The sequence below is a fragment of the Nocardioides lianchengensis genome, from assembly GCF_900101465.1.
GTDB lineage: Bacteria > Actinomycetota > Actinomycetes > Propionibacteriales > Nocardioidaceae > Nocardioides > Nocardioides lianchengensis.
Map to the genome: position 1 here is coordinate 17,899 of NZ_FMZM01000003.1, position 17,944 is coordinate 35,842.

21 protein-coding genes are annotated in these 17,944 nt (G+C 73.9%); 7 read left to right on the plus strand and 14 right to left on the minus strand.

Annotated features, from left to right (window positions below):
• Positions 1-3: 3 nt before the first annotated feature.
• Entirely contained in the window at positions 4-1,032 is a 1,029-nt protein-coding gene (locus tag BLT76_RS05955) for a 6-phosphofructokinase (protein WP_090852270.1), read from the minus strand.
• A gap of 58 nt (positions 1,033-1,090) precedes the next feature.
• Positions 1,091-1,768, minus strand: coding sequence for a hypothetical protein (locus BLT76_RS05960; RefSeq protein ID WP_090852273.1), 678 nt, complete (start codon positions 1,766-1,768; stop codon positions 1,091-1,093).
• Between the two features lie 43 nt (positions 1,769-1,811).
• On the opposite strand from BLT76_RS05960, the gene BLT76_RS05965 reads away from it, so the two are divergent.
• Positions 1,812-2,630 (plus strand): DUF1028 domain-containing protein, encoded by an 819-nt coding sequence (locus BLT76_RS05965; RefSeq protein WP_090852277.1) that lies wholly within the window; start codon positions 1,812-1,814, stop codon positions 2,628-2,630.
• Positions 2,631-2,637: 7 nt separating this feature from the next.
• Here BLT76_RS05965 and BLT76_RS05970 read toward each other — a convergent pair whose 3' ends face one another.
• Positions 2,638-3,126: a hypothetical protein gene (locus tag BLT76_RS05970; protein WP_090852280.1), complete on the minus strand. Its 489-nt coding sequence runs from the start codon at positions 3,124-3,126 to the stop codon at positions 2,638-2,640.
• A 35-nt stretch (positions 3,127-3,161) separates the two neighbouring features.
• Between BLT76_RS05970 and BLT76_RS05975 the strand changes: the two genes are divergently transcribed.
• The gene (locus BLT76_RS05975) at positions 3,162-3,764 is read left to right on the plus strand and encodes a hypothetical protein (protein ID WP_090852284.1); all 603 of its coding nucleotides are present in this window, start codon (positions 3,162-3,164) and stop codon (positions 3,762-3,764) included.
• Between the two features lie 97 nt (positions 3,765-3,861).
• On the opposite strand, the gene BLT76_RS05980 is transcribed toward BLT76_RS05975, so the two are convergent.
• The 6 genes from BLT76_RS05980 to BLT76_RS06005 all read right to left on the minus strand — a co-directional run bounded on the left by BLT76_RS05980 (position 3,862) and on the right by BLT76_RS06005 (position 8,655).
• Positions 3,862-4,743: a hypothetical protein gene (locus BLT76_RS05980; protein ID WP_090852287.1), complete on the minus strand. Its 882-nt coding sequence runs from the start codon at positions 4,741-4,743 to the stop codon at positions 3,862-3,864.
• A gap of 7 nt (positions 4,744-4,750) precedes the next feature.
• Positions 4,751-5,602, minus strand: a complete 852-nt coding sequence (locus BLT76_RS05985) for an arylamine N-acetyltransferase family protein (RefSeq protein WP_090852291.1) — start codon at positions 5,600-5,602, stop codon at positions 4,751-4,753.
• A complete protein-coding gene (locus BLT76_RS05990) occupies positions 5,589-6,251 on the minus strand; it encodes a response regulator (protein ID WP_090852294.1) in 663 nt (220 codons plus the stop codon). Before BLT76_RS05990 ends, BLT76_RS05985 begins: the two co-directional genes overlap by 14 nt.
• A 9-nt stretch (positions 6,252-6,260) precedes the next feature.
• The gene (locus tag BLT76_RS05995) at positions 6,261-6,785 is read right to left on the minus strand and encodes a flavin reductase family protein (protein WP_090852298.1); all 525 of its coding nucleotides are present in this window, start codon (positions 6,783-6,785) and stop codon (positions 6,261-6,263) included.
• On the minus strand, positions 6,782-7,846 hold the full coding sequence (gene macS / locus BLT76_RS06000) for a MacS family sensor histidine kinase (protein ID WP_244509279.1): 1,065 nt from the start codon (positions 7,844-7,846) through the stop codon (positions 6,782-6,784). The genes BLT76_RS05995 and macS overlap by 4 nt, the downstream gene beginning before the upstream one ends.
• A gap of 80 nt (positions 7,847-7,926) precedes the next feature.
• Positions 7,927-8,655 (minus strand): lysophospholipid acyltransferase family protein, encoded by a 729-nt coding sequence (locus BLT76_RS06005; RefSeq protein ID WP_090852301.1) that lies wholly within the window; start codon positions 8,653-8,655, stop codon positions 7,927-7,929.
• A gap of 68 nt (positions 8,656-8,723) precedes the next feature.
• On the opposite strand from BLT76_RS06005, the gene BLT76_RS06010 reads away from it, so the two are divergent.
• Positions 8,724-9,494: an alpha/beta hydrolase gene (locus BLT76_RS06010; RefSeq protein WP_090852304.1), complete on the plus strand. Its 771-nt coding sequence runs from the start codon at positions 8,724-8,726 to the stop codon at positions 9,492-9,494.
• A gap of 32 nt (positions 9,495-9,526) precedes the next feature.
• Positions 9,527-9,943: a hypothetical protein gene (locus BLT76_RS06015; protein WP_090852307.1), complete on the plus strand. Its 417-nt coding sequence runs from the start codon at positions 9,527-9,529 to the stop codon at positions 9,941-9,943.
• 40 nt (positions 9,944-9,983) lie between these two features.
• On the opposite strand, the gene BLT76_RS06020 is transcribed toward BLT76_RS06015, so the two are convergent.
• Genes BLT76_RS06020 through BLT76_RS06040 form a run of 5 tightly spaced genes read right to left on the minus strand, consistent with a single transcriptional unit; the run spans position 9,984 to position 13,917 of the window.
• Positions 9,984-11,009 carry an ROK family protein gene (locus BLT76_RS06020; RefSeq protein WP_090852310.1) on the minus strand — a complete coding sequence of 342 codons (1,026 nt, stop codon included), beginning with the start codon at positions 11,007-11,009 and terminating at the stop codon, positions 9,984-9,986.
• 4 nt (positions 11,010-11,013) lie between these two features.
• Positions 11,014-11,937 (minus strand): ROK family glucokinase, encoded by a 924-nt coding sequence (locus tag BLT76_RS06025; RefSeq protein WP_373366987.1) that lies wholly within the window; start codon positions 11,935-11,937, stop codon positions 11,014-11,016.
• Between the two features lie 14 nt (positions 11,938-11,951).
• A complete protein-coding gene (locus tag BLT76_RS06030) occupies positions 11,952-12,284 on the minus strand; it encodes a hypothetical protein (RefSeq protein WP_090852316.1) in 333 nt (110 codons plus the stop codon).
• The gene (locus BLT76_RS06035) at positions 12,281-13,474 is read right to left on the minus strand and encodes an ArsA family ATPase (RefSeq protein WP_090852319.1); all 1,194 of its coding nucleotides are present in this window, start codon (positions 13,472-13,474) and stop codon (positions 12,281-12,283) included. The genes BLT76_RS06030 and BLT76_RS06035 overlap by 4 nt, the downstream gene beginning before the upstream one ends.
• 5 nt (positions 13,475-13,479) lie before the next feature.
• The gene (locus BLT76_RS06040; protein WP_090852322.1) at positions 13,480-13,917 is read right to left on the minus strand and encodes an SRPBCC family protein; all 438 of its coding nucleotides are present in this window, start codon (positions 13,915-13,917) and stop codon (positions 13,480-13,482) included.
• Between the two features lie 111 nt (positions 13,918-14,028).
• Between BLT76_RS06040 and BLT76_RS06045 the strand changes: the two genes are divergently transcribed.
• The 3 genes from BLT76_RS06045 (at position 14,029) to BLT76_RS06055 (ending at position 17,941) form a co-directional block, all read left to right on the plus strand.
• The gene (locus BLT76_RS06045) at positions 14,029-15,816 is read left to right on the plus strand and encodes an AMP-dependent synthetase/ligase (RefSeq protein WP_090852325.1); all 1,788 of its coding nucleotides are present in this window, start codon (positions 14,029-14,031) and stop codon (positions 15,814-15,816) included.
• Between the two features lie 223 nt (positions 15,817-16,039).
• Positions 16,040-16,762, plus strand: a complete 723-nt coding sequence (cpaB, locus tag BLT76_RS06050) for a Flp pilus assembly protein CpaB (protein ID WP_090852328.1) — start codon at positions 16,040-16,042, stop codon at positions 16,760-16,762.
• 6 nt (positions 16,763-16,768) lie between these two features.
• Entirely contained in the window at positions 16,769-17,941 is a 1,173-nt protein-coding gene (locus BLT76_RS06055; protein WP_090852331.1) for a CpaE/TadZ family protein, read from the plus strand.
• Positions 17,942-17,944 lie beyond the last annotated feature (3 nt).

Consider the following 17,944-nt stretch of genomic DNA (forward strand, 5'->3'; position numbering starts at 1 on the left):
CTCTCAGCCGAAGAAGACCTGCGCCTCGGCGTACTCCTCGGGGCTGACCAGCTTCAGCGCGCCGGTGCCCTCGATCAGCGGGAGCCGGACGATCTTCGTGCCCTGCAGCGCCATCATGGTGCCGAAGTCGCCCTCGGCGACCGCGTCGACGGCCTGCAGGCCGAAGCGGGTGGCCAGCCAGCGGTCGAAGGCGGTGGGCGTGCCTCCGCGCTGGATGTGGCCGAGGACGACGGTCCGCGCCTCCTTGCCGGTACGACGCTCGATCTCGACGGCGAGCCGGTCGCCGATGCCGCCGAGCCGGACATGGCCGAAGGCGTCGACCTCGCCGGGGTGGACGGTCATCGCCCCGCCCTCGACCGGGACCGCGCCCTCCGAGACCACGATGATCGGGGCGTACTGGGTCTGGAACCGGGTCTCGACGTGGGCGCAGATCGCCTCGATGTCGAACGGCTGCTCCGGGATCAGCACCGCGCTGGCGCCTCCGGCCATCCCGGCGTGCAGGGCGATCCAGCCGGCGTGGCGACCCATCACCTCCACGACCAGGACCCGGTGGTGGGACTCCGCCGTGGTGTGCAGCCGGTCGATGGCCTCGGTCGCGATGTTGACCGCGGTGTCGAAGCCGAAGGTGAAGTCGGTGCCGGACAGGTCATTGTCGATGGTCTTCGGCACCCCGACCACCGCGACGCCGAGGTCGGCCAGGTGGGTGGCGACGCCGAGGGTGTCCTCGCCGCCGATCACGACGAGGGCGTCGACGCCGTCGCGGACCAGGTTCTCGCGGATCCGGTCGACGCCGCCGTCGACCTTCAACGGGTTGGTGCGCGAGGACCCGAGGATGGTGCCACCGCGCGGCAGGATCCCCCGGCACTGCTCGATCCCGAGCGGCATCGTGAGGTCATCCAGCGGGCCCTTCCAGCCGTCGCGGTAGCCCACGAACTCGAACCCGTGGTCGCGGACCCCACGGCGCACGATCGCCCGGATGACGGCGTTCAGGCCAGGACAGTCCCCGCCCCCGGTGAGCACTCCGACGCGCATCTGCACTCCTCCGCTGAGGCGGGTGGGACGGTTCGCAGCGACCCTAGTGCGATGTGGGTCACACGACCAGCAGCCGCGCGCAGACGAAGCCCAGGGCGGCGCCCGCGAGAAGGCCCAGGACCGCGAACCCCACGATCCCCGACCAGCCCCCGATCACCTTCCGGTCGGTCGGCAGCGGCTGCTCCCAGCGAGGGTCGCCGACCGTAGCGGCGACCTCCCCGGCGCTCACCCGGTCCTCCAGGACGGCGACCTCGGCCCGCTCCGGGTGCACGGCCACGAGCAGCGGCGCGCCCGGTGGCAGCACCACGCCGGCCGGGGCCAGCAGCCCCACCCGGCGCGCCGGTCCGTCGCCGACGGCCGTGACGACGAGACCCACCGCGGCGCCCGGCACCCGACCACCGGCCAGACCGAAGGCGGGCAGCGCCGGCTTGCTCCGACCCCGGACGACCCGCGCCGGGACCGGCGCCGCCACCACGGCCCCCTCGACCAACTCCTGCGAGCCGGCGACGACCTCGGCCCAGAAGCGGCGCTCCATCCGGCGCACCGTGACGACGTGCCAGACGGCCCAGGCCGGGATCGCCAGGAAGGCGACGAGCATCAGGCCCAGCTCCCCGCGCCCGACCTCGTCGTTCAGCGGGAAGAGGAAGGCGCCCAGCAGGCCGCCCGTGACGAACCCGGGAGCGAGCATCTGCAGGAGGACGGAGGTGCGAGCGAAGCGGGCCAGGTCGTTGAGCACGTGCGCTCCCTACCCGGACGCCCCGCGCCGCTACCCTCCCGGCATGACGTTCTCGATCGTGGCCCGGTCCGCCGACGGAGAGTCCTGGGGCGTCGCGGTCGCCTCCCGGTTCCTGGCCGTGGGCGCCGCCGTACCCGCTGCGGTCGCCCAGGTCGGCGCGATCGCCACCCAGGCCGACGCGAACGTCGCCTACAAGGGCCTGGCCCTGTCGCACCTCGACGACGGCGCGACCGCGTCGGTCGCGCTGCAGCGGCTGCTGGAGGAGGACGACGGCCGTGACCACCGCCAGGTCGGCATCGTCGACGTCGACGGCGGAGCCGCCAGCCACACCGGGACCGCCTGCCTGGACTGGGCCGGCGGGGTGACCGGCGACGGGTACGCGATCCAGGGCAACGTCCTCACCGGCGAGGAGGTCGTGGTGGCCATGCGCGACGCCTGGGAGGCCTCGGCCCCCGACCTGCCGCTCGCCCACCGGCTGCTCGCCGCCCTCACCGCCGGCGACGAGGCGGGCGGTGACCGGCGTGGTCGGCAGTCGGCGGCGCTGCTCGTCGTCCGCGACGAGACCGGGTACGGCGGGCTCGACGACATCGCGGTCGACCTGCGCGTCGATGACGCGGCCGCGCCGATCCCCGAGCTGGCCCGGCTGCTCGCCCTCAACGACCTCTACCTGACCGCGTCGACCGAGGACGAGAAGGTTCCGGTGACGCCCGACCTCGAGGCCGAGCTGGCCGCTTTCGCCGAGGCCCGGGGGCACCGCGACTTCCTGGCCTGGGTCGGCACCGAGAACTACGAGATGCGGGTCGCGCCCGACCTGTCCTGGATCGACGAGCAGGTCCTCGCGATCGTCCGCGCCTCGGCGTAGACCTCGCTCAGTGCCAGTTCCGGATCGCGATGCGGCGGCTGACCAGCCAGGTCTCCTCCGGCTCGGCCAGGCTCAGCCGGGCCGCGGCCGCCAGCACCTCGTCCTCGGTCGGGCACGCAGCACGGCGCTCGGTGCGCTCCTCCCGCGACCGCGCCACCACCCAGTGCTGCGGATGGACGGCGTAGGCCAGGTGGCCGACGGCGCCCCACTGGCCGAACCAGGTCACCGCGCTGCTCCGAGCGCCGGCGTGCACCAGCTCGCCGTCTCGCATCAGGGCGATGCGCTCCCGCACCTCCACGACCTTGTAGCCCATCGGCACCCGCTGCTCGAAGTCGCCGTACGACCCGAAGTCGCGCAGGTCCCCCGCCGGCCAGGCCCGCCCCCAGTGGCCCGCGCCGTCCGCGAGCAGCCACAGCGGGTCGGGGGCGGCCGCGTCGAACGGGTCGGCACCGTCGGCCGGCCAGTCGTAGGCGATCCAGGGGGTCGCGTCGCTCACCCGACGATCCTGCCCGACGGCCTAGGGTCGGGCGCATGACCGTCCTGGCCCTCGTCGTGGAGCCGACGGAGGTCACCGCGTCGGTGGGCGCCGACGGCCGGGTGACCTCGGCGGCCCGGCTACCCCTCACCCCGCACCCCGCCGGCCCCGGCCGAAGCGAGCTCGTGGCGGAGGACCTCTGGCGAACCGTGCTCGGCGTGCTGCGGACCGTCGCGGACGAGGTCCCCGTCTCCGCCCTCTCCGTCACCGGCCCGAGCACCTCGCTCCTCCTCTGGGACACCGAGACCCTCGGCTCCCCCCGGCCCGCCCTGCTCGCGCCCGACCCCCGGGCCGCCGATCCCGCGGCCGGGCTGGCCTGGGTCGCCGAGCACGAGCCGCACACCTGGGCGCTGGTCCTCGACGAGCGGTACGCCGCCGGCCCGGTCGCGTCGTACGTCGTCGCCCGGATGACCCGGGGCCTCCAGCACGTCACCACCGACCCGGCCTGGTCCGCCGACCGGGCCGCGGAGCTCGGCGTACCTGCTGAGGCGCTGCCGGAGCTCGTGCCGCCCGGCACCGAGGTCGGTCTGACCGACCCGCGGCTGGTCCTCGGGATGCGGCTGCCGATCTCGCTCCCGCCTGCGGGCGGGGCCGCGTGAGTTTTATCGGCTAGCCGACAAAACTCACGCCTGGACGATGAACCTTTGTCGTCCCGGCAGGAGCTTCATCGGCCAGCCGATGAAACTCTCCCCGGCCCTACGACAGCCGGTCCAGCGCGGCCCGGGCCGCGTCCCGCTCCCGGGCCGCCTCCTCGAGGACCGTCTCCGCCTCGGAGCGCGCCTCCTCGGCGTCGGAGAGCTCGTCCTCGACCTCCTCGGCGCGGGTCTCGAGCTCGGCTAGCCGGCGCCGGAGCTCGTCCATCTCGGACTGGACCTGCATGGTCCGGGCCTCGAGCTCGGCGACCGAGGCGGCGACCTCGTCGAGCTCGTCCTGGGCGGCGTCGACCTCCGCCTGCGCCGACTCCAGCAGGTCCTCGGCGGCGGCGCGGGCCTTGGCGTCGGCGTCGGGGTCGGGGACGACGTGCAGCTCGGGCCGCGGCGGCGGCTCGGCGGCGTGGGCCGTCGCCCGGAAGCCCAGCGCCTCGGGGACGGCCACCGCGGCGGCGAGGTCGACCTCGTCGACGCCGGTCGCGGTCAGCGCGGTCACCAGCAGCCCACTGCGTACGGCGGCCGCGCACCCCGCGTCGACCATCGCCGCGGTCAGGGTGGCCTCGACCTGGTCCGCGACCGCCGCGGTCACCTTCAGCCCGTGCTCCTTCGCGACCGCGCGGGACTGGGTGGTCACGGCGGCGGTGAGCTGGCGCCGCTGCTTGGTGAGGGTGCGCAGCTCGTCGCCCGACATCGCCGCCTGGGCCTCGCGCAGCGCGGCCCCGACGGCGAGCACCTGGTCGACCTGCTCGGTCTCGTGACGGACCAGCAGGTTGACCACCCAGGCCGCCGTCGCCGGCTTGCGCAGCGCCTTCACCGGCACCGCGAGGTCGGTGCCCTTCAGCGCCTTGGCCCGCGCGTCGCGGGCCGGCGTGAACGACGGCAGGTCCAGCCCGTAGAGCTCGTCCGCGATCTGCAGCAGCTCGCTCATCGTGACCTCAAGGCCGGCCGGCCGAGGTCCAGGCCTGGTGGGCGGCCAGCGTCCGGTCGAACAGCGCGACCAGCTCGTCGTCCGGCACGTCGTGAAGGGGTACGCCGATCTCCGCGAGCCCGGCCCGCCAGGCGTCGTACGACGTCAGCTCGGACTCGGTGCGGCCGCCCGGCTCCACTCGGCTGCGCACGCATCCGCGGAGCAGGTCGACCCCGGTGGCGTCGCGCCGCTGCACCAGGAGCATCCGGGTGAACCGTCCTTCGGGCGGGGTCGACAGCTCGGCGTGGGCGGCCAGCACGTCGGCCGGGGTGGTCGGCCCGTCGGTGACCTCGATGCCGCCGAAGGAGCCGGCCGGGTCGTGCCGGAAGGACCAGCCGGCCCCGGTCACGTCCGCGAGCTCGTAGCGGAACCCGGCGTCGTCGTACGTGCCGTCGACCAGCGGGAGCGGCTCGGCGAACCCGTCGCCGATGCCCACGTCGGCCCACCAGCGCCCGTCGGGGTTCTCCGGGGTCGGCAGGTCGCGGACCACGAGCACCAGGTGGTTGAGCGCGGGCAGCGCGCCGTCGACGCCGGCGGTCCAGACGTGCCCGTGCCGCCGCTCGACCTCGAAGCCGAGGTCGCGCAGCACCAGCTCGAGCGCGCCGTTGTGGTGGAAGCAGTAGCCGGCGCGTCCGACCGTGGCGATCCGCTCCAGGCTCGCCGCCGGGTCGACCGAGGGCGGGTTGCCGAGCATGATCCCGAGATTCTCGTAGGGCACCCGCGCGAGGTGCCGCGCGTGCACCAGCCGCAGCGTTCCGAGCGTCGGCGGGAGCGCGACGTCGTCGAGCCCCAGCCACCCCAGGTACCTACGCGTCGGCATCGTCGAGCCCCTGTTCGATCGCGTAGCGGGTGAGCTCGACCCGGTTGTGCATCTGGAGCTTGCGCAGGGTGTTCTGGACGTGGTTCTGCACGGTGCGGTGGGAGAGCACGAGCCGGTCGGCGATCTGGCGGTAGGACAGGCCCTTGGCCACCATCTTCAGCACCTCCGTCTCCCGCTCGGTCAGCTCGGGGTTGGCGGGGTCGGCGGCCGCGGGCTCGCTGAGCCGGCGGTACTCCCCCAGCACCAGCCCGGCCAGGCCGGGAGTGAAGACGGTGTCGCCGGCCGCGACCCGTCGTACGGCGTCGAGGAGCTCCTCGCGGGACGCGGACTTCACGAGGTAGCCGGTCGCCCCGGCCTTCACGGCCTCCAGGACGTCGGCCTGCTCGCCGGAGGCGGAGAGGATGAGCACCCGGGCGGACGGGTCGTGGCGAAGCACCTCGGCGGTGACCTCGACGCCGTTGGGCGCGGGGATCTGCAGGTCGAGCACCAGCACCTGCGGCCGGGCCGCCGGGAACCGCGCGACCGCCTCGGAGCCGTTGGCGGCCACGCCGACGACGTCGAAGCCCGCCGCCTGCAGGTCCCGCTCGACGGCGTCACGCCACATCGGGTGGTCGTCGACGACCATCACGCGGATCGGGGGCTCCGTCATGGCAGGACCCTAGAGGGGAGGCGCCGGACGCAGCCAGCGCCCCCGCCGGTGGGCCAGCGGGTCGCGCTCCTCGCCGACCTCGACCTCGTCGACGACGCAGGTCAGCAGGCTCGACCAGCCGACCGTGGTGGTCGACTCGACGCTCAGGCCCACCCACGCGCTGACGCCGACCAGCCGCGGCCCCCAGGCGGTCTGCTCGAAGTCGGCCTGCCGGAACGGACCACCCGGTGCCGGCGCGGTGCCGGCGAAGGCCTCGGCCAGGTCGCGGTGCTCCCACGCGAGCAGCTGGGCCACGCAGCGGCCGGTGTCGGCGACGACGTCGGCGAGGTCGGAGTCCGGGTCGACCAGGGCCAGCAGCCGGGTCGGCTCCCCCGCGGCGACCATCAGCGAGGTCACCGTGAGCCCGGCCCGGCCGTGCTGGTCGGCGAGGTCGCCCGCCGTCCACAACGAGACCGCACCCCCGAGCCGGCCGCGGAGGCGGCGTACCGGGTCGCGGTCGGGGTCGGCGAACGGGTGCGTGCTGTGGATGGTCATCGGCCCTCCCGGGGCACGGAGATCTCCCACTCGGTGCCCTCGGGCCCGGTGGTCAGGGTGGCGGTGCCGCCGAGGTCGGCGACCCGGCCGCGGATCGACTCGCTGACGCCGAGCCGGCCCTGGTCGGCGGCCTCGGACAGCCGGCCCTCGGGGATGCCGGGACCGTCGTCGCGGACCGAGACCTCGATCCGGTCGCCCACCGCCTCGAGCAGGACCCAGGACCGCGCGCCCGGCGCGTGCCGCTCGACGTTGTCGAGGCACGCGCGTACGGCGGCCACCAGCTCGCGGCCCGCCTGCCCCGCCAGCTCGACCGGTACGCCGGGCCCGGCGACCACGACGCCGGGCCGCTCCAGGCGGGCCAGCTCGGCGGCCACGTCGACCGTCCCGGCCACGCCGTCCGCAGGCACCGCGTCCTGGGCGTGGATGAGGCCGCGCAGCACGGTCTCCTGCTCCCCGGCCAGCCGACCCAGCTCGGCCGCGTCGCCGCCGAGCTCGGATCCGCGGCGCTGGACCAGGGCGAGCACCTGCAGCACGCCGTCGTGCACGGCCCGCGCCAACCGGGCCCGCTCGGCCGCGGCCGCGGCCTCCCGCTCCGCGGTGTCGCGCTGCTCGGCCATCCGCTGCAACGACTCGGCCAGTCCGCCGATGACCACGCCGCCGATCACGAGCAGGTAGGCGTTGCCGTAGTTGGTCTGGCTGACGTCCTCGCGGATCGCCAGGTCGGAGACGGCCAGCACGAGCGCGGCGACCAGGCCGCCGCGCCAGCGCCAGTGCACGGCCCAGGCCAGCAGGGCGCCCATCACCCAGAAGCCCGGCACGGTCGCGCTGAAGCCGGCACCCTTGACCAGCGGCGAGGCCAGCAGCAGGGCCAGCGCGACCGCCAGGTCCAGACCGAGGACGACGCGGGTACGGCGCGCGGGGTCGGCGTACGCCCAGACCGTGAAGGCGGTCCAGCCGATCATCACCGCGACCAGGACCAGACCGGCCACCGGGCGCTGGTAGTTGTCGGCGCGGTAGACGTTCAGCCCGACGGCGTTGGCCACCAGCACCACGCGGAGCACCGCCAGGGCCCGGAACAGCCGGTCCTCGACGGTCGTCTCGGGACGGCGCCAGCCGACCGGACGGGGATGGGACTCGCGGCTCAGGACGCCTTCTTCTGCTCGTCCGTCTCGCCCGCGGCCTGCTCGGCCGCCTTCTTCTGCTCCTCCTTGGCGCGGGCGGCGTACTGGTCGACGTACTCCTGCCCGGAGAGGCGCATGATCTCGTACATGATCTCGTCGGTGATCGACCGCAGGATGTAGCGGTCGTTCTCCATGCCCTCGTAGCGGGAGAAGTCGAGCGGCTTGCCGAAGCGCACGACCGGCTGGACCAGCCGGCCGAACTTCTTGCCGGGAGGCGCCACGACGTCGGTGCCGACGACGGCCACCGGGATGACCGGCACGCCCGACTCGAGCGCGAGCCGGGCCACGCCGGTCTTGCCGCGGTAGAGCTTGCCGTCGTGGGAGCGGGTGCCCTCGGGGTAGATGCCGAACAGCTCGCCCTCGGCCAGGATCCGCTTGGCCGCGCTGAGCGCGCCCTCGGCCGCCGAGGCACCGGAGCGGTCGATCGGGACCTGGCCGGAGCCGGAGAAGAACTGGCGCTGGAACCAGCCCTTGATGCCGGGGGTGGTGAAGTACTCGGCCTTCGCCACGAAGGTCACCCGCCGCGACAGGGTCAGCGGCATGAACAGCCAGTCGGCGTACGAGAGGTGGTTGCTCGCGAGGATCGCGGGCCCCTCCAGCGGGACGTGGTCGGCGCCGACGGCCTGGGGGCGGAACACGACCCGGAGCAACGGCCCGAGCGCGATCCACTTCAGGAACCAGTAGAACACCGCACAACCCCTCCCACGACCGATCGAGACACGCGAACTCTAGCCCCACGCGGACCTACAGTGAGCCCATGACGATCCACCCCTTGGCGACCCCCCTCTCGGCCCCCGCCCGCCCCGAGCTCACCGGTGGCCGTCGGGTCGGCGTCCTGGTCAGCCACGGCTTCACCGGCCAGCCCGCCTCGGTCAAGCCGTGGGGCGAGCACCTCGCCGCCCAGGGGTACGCCGTCGAGGTCCCGCGCCTGCCCGGCCACGGCACCACCTGGCAGGAGATGAACCGCACCACGTGGGACGACTGGTACGGCGAGCTCACCCGCGTCTTCGACAAGCTCTGCCTCGAGAACGACGCCGTCGTGGTCGGCGGGCTCTCGATGGGCGGCGCTCTGAGCCTGCGCCTGGCCGCCGACCACCCCGACCGGGTGTCCGGTGTCGTCGTGGTCAACCCGGCGGTCGCGACCAAGCGCCTCGACGTCAAGCTGCTCCCGGTGCTGAAGCACCTCCTCCCCTCGATGCCCGGCATCGTCGACGACATCAAGAAGGAGGGCGTGACCGAGCACGGCTACCCGCGGGTGCCGCTGCGGGCCGCCGCCTCGATGTTCGGCGCCTGGCCGGCGCTGGCGGCCGAGCTGCCGAAGGTCACGGCCCCGCTGCTGTACTTCCGCTCGAGCGTCGACCACGTCGTCGACGAGCTCTCCGAGCCGCTGATCACCGGCACCGTCTCGTCGCGGGACGTGCGCGTCGTACGCCTCGAGGACAGCTTCCACGTGGCCACGCTCGACCACGACGCCCCGGCCATCTACGACGGCACCGCCGAGTTCGTGGCCCGGGTGACCTCGGTCTAGGCCCCGATCCCCCCACGACCTACCCTCGAGGCGTGCAGCGCGACGAGGACGAGGACGCCGTCTGGCGCTCCATCGTCGACAACTACGGGGACCGCCCCGACCTCGAGCCGGAGGCGGCGACGACGGATCCCGAGCCGGTCGATCCCCCGGTCGACGAGGCCGTCGACGACCCCGAGTGGTTCAGCGCTCCGCTGGCCGCACCCGACGAGGACCGCTTCGTGCCGCCGCCCCCGCCGCCCGTCCCGCGGGCGCGCCTGGATCGACGGATCGCCTGGTTCGGCGTCTTCGGCGCCCCGGTGATCCTGCTGGTCTGCCTGATCATCCGCATCGGCATCCCGCGACTGCTCGCCTACGGCTTGGTCGCCGCCTTCGTCGGCGGCTTCCTCTACCTCGTGTGGCAGATGCCCCGCGGGCCGCGCGACCCCTGGGACGACGGCGCGCAGGTCTAGCGAGGCCGCGCCGGCGGACTCGCTGAGGGTGGTCGCGCTCTCAGTCGTCCTCGACGCCGAGGCGCCGCGCGACGCGCGCCCCCACCGACGTACGACGGGCGCGGGCCCGCCGCCCGCCGCTGCGGACGGCCGAGCGGGCCTGGTCCGCGGCGCCGACGACGCCGGCCTCGGGGCCCAGCGTGGCCCGCAGCAGCGGCGGTACGACGCGGTGCCCGGTGCCGACCAGCGAGCGGGTCAGGGCCGCGCGGGCCGGGGCCAGCAGATGCTCGCCAGCGGCGGAGACGCCGCCCGCGATGACGACCACGTCGGGGTCGAAGGCGGCGACCAGGTTGGCCACGCCGACGCCCAGCCAGTCGCCGACCGACGCGAACGCCTGGAGCGCCACCTGGTCGCCGCGGTCGGCGGCCTGGGTGACCATCGGGCCGACCAGGCGCGCCGGGTCGCCACCGCACATCTCGTCGAGCAGCGTGGGGACCCGGCCGAGCTGCGAGCGGGCGTGCCGGGAGAGGGCGTTGCCGCTGCAGTACTGCTCCCAGCAGCCCGAGCCGCCGCACTCGCAGGAGAGCCCGTCCGGCACCACCTGCATGTGGCCGAACTCCCCGGCCATTCCGTTGCTGCCCCGGTGCACGCGCCCGTTGAGGACGACGGCGCCGCCGATGCCGGTCCCGAGGGTGACCACGACCGCGTCGGTCGCGCCCCGTGCGGCCCCGAAGGCGACCTCGGCGCGAGCGGCGCAGTTGGCGTCGTTGTCGAGGACGACGGTGGTGCCCCAGCGCTCCATCAGCCGGGCCCGCACCTGCTCGCCCCGCCAGGGCAGGTGCGGCGCGAACATCACCCGCTCGCCGGCCCGGTCGACGAACCCGGCGGCGGCCAGCCCGACGCCGTCGACGGCCCGCCGTCCGGCGACCTCGAGCACGGCCTCGGTGAGTGCGTCCTCGACGACCGCCGGGTCGACGAGCCGCCCCGGGGTCGAGCGGTGGGCGGTGCGCAGCACCCGGCCCCGGGCGCTGACGGCCGAGGCCATCACCTTGGTGCCGCCGACGTCGACGCCGATGAACAGGGCCATCGGGTCAGCGACGGGCGAGGTCGGCGGCGCCGATCAGCCCGGCCCGGTTGCCGAGTCGTGCCTTGCGGATCTCCAGCGACGGCCGGTGCCCGCGACCGGTGAGCTGGGCGGCGAAGGCGGCCCGGGTCGGGGCGAGCAGCAGCTCGCCCGCCTCGCTGACGCCGCCGCCGATGACCACGACCGCCGGGTCGAGGATCGCGGTGAGCGAGGCGATGCCCTCGCCGAGCCACTTGCCGAGCTCGGCGAGCTGCTCGACCGCGAACGGGTCGCCCGCGCGGGCCGCCTCGGTGATCAGCGGGCCGGTGATCTTGTCGGCGTCGCCACCGGCCAGGTCGAGCACGTGGCGCGCGAGCAGCGAGCCGCCGCGCGCGGAGGTGCGGGCCTCGCGGACCAGCGCGTTGCCGCTGGCGTACTGCTCGAAGCAGCCGTGGTTGCCGCACCCGCACAGGATGCCGTTGGGGACGACGCGCATGTGACCGATCTCCGCGCCGACGCCGAAGGCGCCGCGGTAGAGCTCGCCGTCCAGGACCACGCCGCCCCCGACCCCGGTGCCGACGGTCACCAGCAGCAGGTCGTCGACGTCGTGGCCGGCGCCGTAGCGGAACTCGCCCCAGGCCGCCGCGTTCGCGTCGTTCTCGATCACGACCGGCAGGTCGACGCGTTTCTCGAGCTCGCCCTTCAGGTCGACGTTGCGCCAGGCGATGTTCGGAGCGAACATCACCAGCGCGCGGGCCTTGTCGATGTAGCCCGCCGCACCGACGCCGACGGCCGAGATGTCGTGGCGCGAGCGCAGCTCCAGGACCAGGCCGGCGATGGCCTCCTCGATGGCCTCCGCGTCCGTGGCCGGTGACACCACCCGCAGCTCCTCGACGATGCTGCCGTCCTCGTCGATCACGCCGCCGGCGATCTTGGTGCCGCCTACGTCCACCCCACACGCCAGGGTCATTCGTCCTCCGCCCATCCGTCGTCGGGGACATCCTCGCCGAGGTCGATCCGCTCGACGCCAGCGGCCCGGTCCCGACGCTCCGGCGGCACGTGCGTGGCGAGCAGTCCGGCGGCCGCCTGCACCAGCGAGGAGGCGGCGGAGGCGAGATGCGCCTTCACCTCGGGACTGGTCTCCCGCACCAGGTGGACGGCCCGGCAGACCGGGCACCACGTGCACTCCGGGTCGTCGGCGGCGACGTGCTGGTCGACCTCGCGGAAGGCGTCGGCGAGCGCGCCGAAGAGCTTCGCGGCCTCCTCGCCGACGCTGCCGACCTGGTCGTCCTGGTTCACGCTCGCTCCTTCTCCGGGGCCGCCACGGTGACCTCGCGGAACCGCACCTGCAGCTCGCCCGCCTCGACCCGGGCGCCGCTGACGCGGAGCCGCGCGAGGCCCGCCGGCAGGCTGAGGACGCGACGATACGACCCCACGGTCACCACCAGGTCGTCGCCGTTGCGGGCCAGGTCCACGTCGGCCCGGGTGACGTGCGGCAGCGCGAGGTGCAGCACCGCCCCCGAAGAGGTACGGCGGACCCGGAACGGCCCGTCGCCCGCGGGCGGGGCCAGCGGGTCGCTGCCGTCGTACACCTCGCGGGCGAGGTCGGAGAGCGCCGCGACGCCGACCGGCTCGCGGGGCCGGTAGACCGAGCGCCAGACGGGCAGCCCGTCGAAGGACTGGTCGACCTGCGCGAGCACCTCGTCCTGGGCCAGCACCCAGCCGGCGCGCCAGTCGTCGGCGCCCTCGGCGGGAAAGACCCGGTTGGCGACCACGCCGTCGACGCGGTAGCCGAAGAGCGAGAGGGTCGTGTAGGAGCGGCGGGCCTCGGCGAGCACGATCGTCTCCGGGGTCAGCACCAGGCGCACGCTGGAGCCCGGGCCGGCCAGCAGCCGGTGCACCTCGTCCAGCTCACCGTGCAGCCGCTCGACGGCGTCGAACACGCTGTCGCCGGGCATCGGGACGCCGACGGTGCGGTTCAGCACCGGGCGCAGCGCCTTGACGATGCGCCGCTCGGCCGGGAAGACGCGGTGCATGTACCAGCCCAGGGCCTCGGGCAGCGCGAGCAGGCGCAGCGTCTCGGCCGTCGGCGCGCAGTCGACCACGATCACGTCCCAGGCGCCGGACAGCGCGTGCAGCCGCAGCTCCAGCAGCGCGAGCACCTCCTCGGCGCCGGGGATCACCGTCAGCTCCTCGGCCGCGACCGGGTCGACCCCGGCGACGTCGAGGACGGACAGCAGGTAGCCCTGGATCTCGGCCCACGACTGCTGGAACCGCAGCTGGGCGTCGACCTGCTGGACGAAGAGCCGCTCGGCCACCTCGGTCGGCTCGGCGCCCACGGCGACGCCGTACGCGTCGGCGAGCGAGTGGGCGGCGTCGGTGGAGAGCACCAGGGTGCGCTGCCCGTCCGCGGCGGCCAGCGCGGCGGTCCCGGCCGCGACGGTCGACTTGCCGACCCCGCCCTTGCCGGTGAACAGGAGGATGCGCACCGGGACTACTGCTGCTCGACGCGCTTCTTGAGCCCCTTCAGCGCGGTGTCGATGAGGATCTTCTCGCCCTTGCGCTTGAGCATGCCGATCAGCGGGATCGACACGTCGAGGGCCAGGCGGTAGGTGACCTCGGTGCTGCCGTCGCCGCGATCGCGCAGGACGTAGGCGCCGTCGAGCGCCCGCAGCATCTTGCCCTCGACCAGGGTCCAGGTGACCTCGCGGTCGCCGTCCCAGGTGTAGGCCAGGGTGTACTCGTCCTTGATGGGCGAGACGTCGAGCGCGAAGTAGACCTGCTCGGCGCGCCCGTCGGCCCCGGGAACGGTGACCTCGACGGTCTTCATGCCCTTGGCCCAGGTGGGGTAGGCGTCGAAGTCGGCGATCACCGCCATCACGGCAGCGGGGGCGGCGTCGATCACGATCGAGGACGTGGTCTGCTCTGCCATGGCCGGAGCGTACCGGACCTCGGCCCCGCGAGCAGGCGGCGGTAGCCTGCCCGGGGGCGTCCTCCGACGGCGCCCCGACCGAGCCTGACCCAGCGTGAACGAGGAGGCAGCGTGCGGGAGTTCTCGACGCCCCTGACCATCGAGGTCCCCGCCACCGGGAACCTCACCGACGACGTCGTGACGAACGCCCGCGAGGCGGCCGACACCGTCGGCTTCAGCCGGCACACCGACTCGGGGTGGGAGGACGTGACCTGCGCGGAGTTCCTCGCCGAGGTCAGCGCCGTCGCCAAGGGCCTGATCGCCGCGGGCATCGAGGCCGGCGACCGGGTCGCCCTGGTCTCGAAGACCCGCTACGAGTGGACCCTGCTCGACTACGCGATCTGGTTCGCCGGAGCGGTCACCGTGCCGGTCTACGAGACCTCCTCCGCCGAGCAGATCGCCTGGATCCTCCGCGACTCCGCCGCGCGCGCCGTGATCGCCGAGGACGCCGGCCACATGGCCCGGATCACCGAGATCCGCGGCGAGCTGGAGCACCTCAACCACGTCTGGTCCATCACCGACAACGCCGTCGACGTCCTGGTCAGCCTCGGCGAGGACATCAGCGACGAGGAGCTCGAGAAGCGTCGTACGACGGCGACGCCGCTCGACCTGGCGACGCTGATCTACACCTCGGGCACCACCGGCCGCCCCAAGGGCTGCGTGCTGACCCACGGCAACTTCATGTTCGAGCTGGGCGTGGCGGTCGACGAGCTGGAGAAGCTCTTCGACACCGAGGGCGCCTCGACGCTCCTCTTCCTGCCGCTGGCCCACGTGTTCGCCCGGATCATCCAGGTGGGCTGCGTGAAGTCCCGCACCCGGCTGGGCCACAGCGCCGACATCAAGAACCTGCTGCCCGACCTGCAGGAGTTCAGGCCGACCTTCATCCTCGCGGTCCCGCGGGTCTTCGAGAAGGTCTTCAACACCGCCTCCCAGAAGGCCACGGCCGACGGCAAGGGCAAGATCTTCGACCGGGCCGCCGAGACCGCGATCGCCTACTCGCGCGGCCTCGAGAAGGGCCGGCCCTCGCTGGCCGTCCGCGCGCAGCACGCGCTCTTCGCCCGGCTGGTCTACGGCAAGCTGCTCACCGCCCTCGGCGGCGCGTGCACCTTCGCGGTGTCCGGCGGGGCGCCGCTGGGCGAGCGGCTCGGCCACTTCTACCGCGGCATCGGCCTGACCGTCCTCGAGGGCTACGGTCTCACCGAGACCACGGCCGCACTCACCGTCAACCTCCCCGACGCCCAGAAGGTCGGCACCGTCGGTCGGCCGCTCCCCGGCACCGCCGTCCGGGTCGCCGACGACGGCGAGCTGCTCTTCCAGGGCGGTCAGGTCTTCGCCGGCTACTGGGACAACGAGGCCGCGACCGCCGAGGTGCTCGAGAGCGACGGCTGGTTCCACACCGGCGACGTCGGCGAGGTCGACGACGAGGGCTTCGTCCGGATCACCGGGCGCAAGAAGGAGATCATCGTGACCGCGGGCGGCAAGAACGTCGCCCCCGCCGTGCTGGAGGACCGCCTCCGCGCGCACCCGCTGGTCAGCCAGTGCCTGGTCGTCGGCGACGGCCAGCCCTTCATCGCCGCCCTGGTCACGATCGACCCCGAGTCCTTCCCCACCTGGGCCGAGACCCACGGGAAGAGCGGCTCGATCGCCGACCTGGTCGACGACCCCGACCTGCGCGCCGCGGTCGAGGAGGCGGTCGAGGACGCCAACAGGGCCGTCTCGAAGGCCGAGTCCATCCGCAAGTTCACGATCCTCCCCGAGGACTGGACCGAGGAGGGCGGTCAGCTCACGCCGAGCCTGAAGCTCAAGCGCTCGGTCGTGATGCGCGAGCAGCGCCAGCAGGTCGAGGCGCTCTACTCCTGAGGGGCTCTACTCCTCACTGCTGTGACGCGCCTCACCCCTGCGGTTGAGGTTTAAGCAAACCTCTTCCGCCGAACTGTCCCACTGACGGGCCGATATCCTCAGTTTCGTTCCGGTCGCGCCGAGATTTCTCTACAGTTCGCATCGGGGTGGACAGAGTCCCCGGGGGTATGTGCGGGCCGCGCGGTGCACGACGCCGTCGGCTGCGCGAGTGGAGAGGCTCTTCATGGACCGTCGCAGGATCCTGCTCGTCTCGGCCGTGCTGGTGGCCGCGCTCGGAACCGTCCTCGTCCTCCTCTACGCGCGCGGCGCCGACGCCCGCGCCGAGGAGCGCTTCGAGACCGCTCGCGTGCTCCAGGCGACGGCGCTCATCGAGGCCGGAGAACCGATCGCCGACGCCCTGGCCGCCGGCAAGGTCGCGCCCGTCGACGTGGCCGTGGGCTCGCGGCTGCCCTCGGCCGTCGTCGACAGCAGCGCACTCGCCGGCGCATCGGTCGCCCTGACGGCCATCTACCCGGGCGAGCAGATCATCGCCGAGAAGCTGGGCGACGCCGCGGCGACGGGGCCGCAGCTGCTCATCCCCGACACCGGCGAGCTGGCCATCTCGGTCAACCTCACCGACCCGGCCCGGGTCGCCGGGTTCGTGACCCCGGGCTCGGAGGTCAGCGTCTTCGTGACGACCTCGTCGTACTCCCGGGTCCTGCTGACGCGGGTCCGGGTGCTCGGCGTCGGCTCCACGACCCCGGTCTCGACGGCCACGACGGACGAGACCGGACAGGAGACGGTCGAGCAGCTGCCGCGCACCCTGGTGACCCTGTCCCTGACCCAGAAGCAGGCCGAGAAGGTCCTCTACGCCCAGTCCATCGGCGAGCTCGCGGTCGCGCTGCTCACCGACCAGAGCGACGTCGAGCCCGGTCCCGCGACCGGCGCCGGCAGTCTGTTCAGGTGACCTGACATGCCCGTCGTCGTCGATCCCGATCCGACCACCCTCGCCACGCTGCTCAAGCCGCTGCCGCCCTGCTCCCACGGCGTCGTCTCCGTGGACGGGATGCTCGCCTGGCTCGACCAGCACCCCGACGAGTACGTCGTGGTCCTCGGCCCTGGTCTCGAGCTGGGCGTCGCCGTCGACGCCTGCGAGCAGCTGCGCACGGCCCGACCCACGACCAGCGTCGTGCTGGTGCGCACCGAGGTCGACACCCCGACCCTGACCCGGGCGATCAAGGCCGGCGCCCGGGACGTCGTCCCCCACGACGACCCGCACGCGGTCGAGTCCGCGGTCGCCCGGGCCCACGAGCTGTCGCTCGCCCTGCGCGGTCCGGCCGGCACGCCCCAGCGCGGCCGGATCGTGACCGTCTTCTCGCCCAAGGGCGGCGTCGGCAAGACCACCGTGGCGGTCAACCTGGCCCTGGCGCTGGCCGAGGGCGGGGCCCGCCACGTCTGCCTGGTCGACCTCGACCTGGCGTTCGGCGACGTGGCCATCACCCTGCAGCTGTTCCCGACCCACACCGTCGAGCACGCGATCGGCTCCGAGGACAGCCTGGACCTGCCGCAGCTCGAGGGCCTGCTGACCCGCCACACCGACGCCCTGTCGGTGCTGGCCGCCCCGGCCCACCCGGACGTCCGCGAGCGCGTCACGCCGGTGCTCGTCGCCCGGCTGCTCCGGACCCTCACCGAAGGCTTCGACCACGTCGTCGTCGACACCGCGCCCGCCTTCGACGAGGCGACCCTGGCCGCCCTCGACGAGACCGACGACTGCGTCGTCGTGGCGACCCTCGACGTCCCGACCCTGAAGAACGTCAAGGTCGCGCTCGAGACCCTCGAGATGCTCGCCGTCGCCCGCGGCCACCGGCACCTGCTGCTCAACCGCGCCGACGACGCCGTCGGTCTCGGTCCCGACAAGGTCGAGGCGATCCTCCGGATGGGCATCGCCGCGGAGGTGACGACGGCGATCGAGATCGCCGCGGCCACCAACGCCGGCCGGCCCATCGTCGCCGACTCCCCCGACCATCAGGCGAGCGTCGCGATCCGCGGCCTGGCCGCCCGGATCACCGGCGACCAGGTGCCCGTCGACGACGGCTCCCCGGCGCCCGTGGCCCGGTCCGCCCGTCGCTTCCGGATCCGGAGGTAGCCC

Excerpts from the sequence above, each read along its gene's own strand:
- BLT76_RS05955 (WP_090852270.1), bottom strand. The coding sequence starts at position 1,032 with ATGCGCGTCGGAGTGCTCACCGGGGGCGGGGACTGTCCTGGCCTGAAC.
- BLT76_RS05965 (WP_090852277.1), top strand. The coding sequence starts at position 1,812 with ATGACGTTCTCGATCGTGGCCCGGTCCGCCGACGGAGAGTCCTGGGGC.
- BLT76_RS05975 (WP_090852284.1), top strand. The coding sequence starts at position 3,162 with ATGACCGTCCTGGCCCTCGTCGTGGAGCCGACGGAGGTCACCGCGTCG.
- BLT76_RS05980 (WP_090852287.1), bottom strand. The coding sequence starts at position 4,743 with ATGAGCGAGCTGCTGCAGATCGCGGACGAGCTCTACGGGCTGGACCTG.
- BLT76_RS05985 (WP_090852291.1), bottom strand. The coding sequence starts at position 5,602 with ATGCCGACGCGTAGGTACCTGGGGTGGCTGGGGCTCGACGACGTCGCG.
- BLT76_RS05990 (WP_090852294.1), bottom strand. The coding sequence starts at position 6,251 with ATGACGGAGCCCCCGATCCGCGTGATGGTCGTCGACGACCACCCGATG.
- BLT76_RS05995 (WP_090852298.1), bottom strand. The coding sequence starts at position 6,785 with ATGACCATCCACAGCACGCACCCGTTCGCCGACCCCGACCGCGACCCG.
- BLT76_RS06010 (WP_090852304.1), top strand. The coding sequence starts at position 8,724 with ATGACGATCCACCCCTTGGCGACCCCCCTCTCGGCCCCCGCCCGCCCC.
- BLT76_RS06020 (WP_090852310.1), bottom strand. The coding sequence starts at position 11,009 with ATGGCCCTGTTCATCGGCGTCGACGTCGGCGGCACCAAGGTGATGGCC.
- BLT76_RS06040 (WP_090852322.1), bottom strand. The coding sequence starts at position 13,917 with ATGGCAGAGCAGACCACGTCCTCGATCGTGATCGACGCCGCCCCCGCT.
- cpaB (WP_090852328.1), top strand. The coding sequence starts at position 16,040 with ATGGACCGTCGCAGGATCCTGCTCGTCTCGGCCGTGCTGGTGGCCGCG.
- BLT76_RS06055 (WP_090852331.1), top strand. The coding sequence starts at position 16,769 with ATGCCCGTCGTCGTCGATCCCGATCCGACCACCCTCGCCACGCTGCTC.